A 2,226-nucleotide genomic window follows, 5' to 3' on the forward strand; every position below is an offset into this window, starting at 1 on the left:
AAAACAAAGGGTTCAAAAAAAGAAAAAGAAAGTTCAAAAGAAACCCCTTAAAAGAGAGAGTTCCACAAAGGGTTTAATGTGAGCTTTTAGTAAGCGAACACATAATTCAAATACACGCTATAAAGCCTTCTGTATTTGAGTTCAGCCCCCATAAAGGAATAATAGTTCGTGTTGATGGTGGGGATTTTAAGCCCTAACTCAATGCCATGCTGAGCCGCATGATCGCTGTCTTTTTTCTTGGATCTGGCTAAATTCATCCTCACCCCCATGTTGAATAAGAATTGGAAGTTCGCCACGTTCATTTTAGCGTTATAGACATTATTCATGGTGGCTAAATTCACATACTCAGAATTAAGCCATGAAGTGCCGGCTAACGCAATCCCGCCAAAAAGCCCCACGGAAAGCTTGTTGTTTTTGCCTAAGAAATTGGTGGCTTTATCGTTGATGAAGTTATAAAGAGCGTCCGCTCCAAAACCATAAGTCCACACGTCAGAAGCCGAGTTGAAGAAGCTGGATTTGATGAACGCATGGTTGTAATCAAAAAAGCCGTAATACCTAGCGCCCCATTTTCTTTTTTGGCCAAAGAATTGCTTATAACCCACCTGAATACCGATCCCATTCATGGCACCATTGTTGGTTTGAGAACTGACAATACCCACTTTCCTAAAGGGGTTTCTGCCTAATTCTTGGTTGATGGTTTGGATTTGGTTATAAGAGTTTTGATTCAAGTAGTAATTGGTCTCTATGCCTTGCGGGCTATAGGGGTTATTCTTTTTGCTCACCGCATTTTGCAAGCTTGAGCCGTTAGGGATACTAGAGAGCGCGGTGGTGATGCTGTTATAAGTATTCCCTAACTCATTGTATTTAGATTTGAAATTCACTAGAGTGTCAGCGATGTTTTCGGCTTGCTGTACCTGCTGCGCTTGAGTGCCAAAATGTGCGATGCTGTTGGTTAAGTTCGTTATGGTTTCTTGCACATACGCGCAACCGGCCCCCCAAGTGTTAGAAGTTGTCTGACCTGGATTGGTGCCCCTACGCTCACCCCTTTGCACTTCATAACACACCCCTAAAGAGTCTGATACAAAATTTTTAGGGATTTTTTCAAAGTTTTTCACCACTTGTTCGGCTTGGTTTAAAATCTCTGCTTGTGCTTGAGCGTTTTTGAGCATGCTTTGTGCAAAGCTAGCGTCTGTGTAAGGGTTGAATGGTTTTCCAGTGTCCAGGTTGTTTTGATTTTGCGCGTTTTCACTAACGATTTTACTTTGCGCGACAGCTTCTTGCGCGTTAGCGATCATGCCTTGGATAGCGCTGATTTCATTCTTAAACATCCCGCACATTGTCCCATTGCCGCTTATCCCTTGCCAATAATCTATACCACCATTTTGGAAGTTTGGGCATGCCTTATTTAGGGTAGTGATAATGATGCTCGCTTGTTTTAAAAGCTCTTGAGCGTTATTTTCTGTTTCGATTTTTTCTGTTGTTGGTGTTGATGTTCCTCCATTCCACGAGGTTGAAATAGGTTTATCATGACTCCATGGGTATATTAATTTTTCATTTGGTTCACCACCCGTTCTTTTTTCTCCTTTAATAGTGAAATCAAGTTTTGTGGTGTTGCTTAAAACGGGGACCCCATCTCCATTAGATCCATTGGCTGTCAAAGCCTTTTGAATGATTTGATAGGCCTTGTTGATGATCGCATAATTTTCAGTGGATATTGGCCCGCCATGTCCTGGCTGATAATACGAATTGCAAGTGATGGTCGTCGTATTTTGTCCTGGCACATTATTAAAGGTTTGGATACCTCCATTCGCGTTCTGGTCACTGCCAGGACCACAAGCAGTAAAAGCGTAGCTTGTAACTTGCCACAACCCCACTGCAGCGTTGAGTGCTAAAAGCACGGCTTGATAAGCCGGGGAATTGGTTTTGACATCAAGCAAATTCCTAGAGCTTGAGCCTAGATTATCCCTTGCGTCGTTAATCGCGCTCGGGTCAGCGGACAATTTGATAAGGGTGTTTAGGGTGCTGTATCGGGTTAAAAGGTTGTTCAAATTTTCATAACGATCTGAAAGCTCTTGAATGCCTTTGGTGTTTTTCACCATTTGAGCGGCTTCACCGATTTGATAGCCTACGCTTGTGTAAAAGCCGTCGTCTTCAGCGCTCAAAGTGGAAACTAAAAGCGAGCCTAAAGTTAATGAAAGGATGTGTTTTTTCATGTTTTTTCTCCTT

1 protein-coding gene is annotated in these 2,226 nt (G+C 42.5%); it reads right to left on the reverse strand.

Annotated elements, in window-relative coordinates:
- Window positions 1–86: 86 nt before the first annotated feature.
- Window positions 87–2,213 (reverse strand): Hop family adhesin BabB, encoded by a 2,127-nt coding sequence (gene babB / locus IC572_RS07635; protein ID WP_187855761.1) that lies wholly within the window; start codon window positions 2,211–2,213, stop codon window positions 87–89.
- Window positions 2,214–2,226 lie beyond the last annotated feature (13 nt).

It is taken from the genome of Helicobacter pylori, from assembly GCF_014496485.1.
GTDB classification, from domain to species: domain Bacteria; phylum Campylobacterota; class Campylobacteria; order Campylobacterales; family Helicobacteraceae; genus Helicobacter; species Helicobacter pylori_DD.

What these genes read in the sequence shown, in the direction of transcription:
- babB (WP_187855761.1), bottom strand. Translation starts at nt 2,213, where the DNA reads ATGAAAAAACACATCCTTTCATTAACTTTAGGCTCGCTTTTAGTTTCC.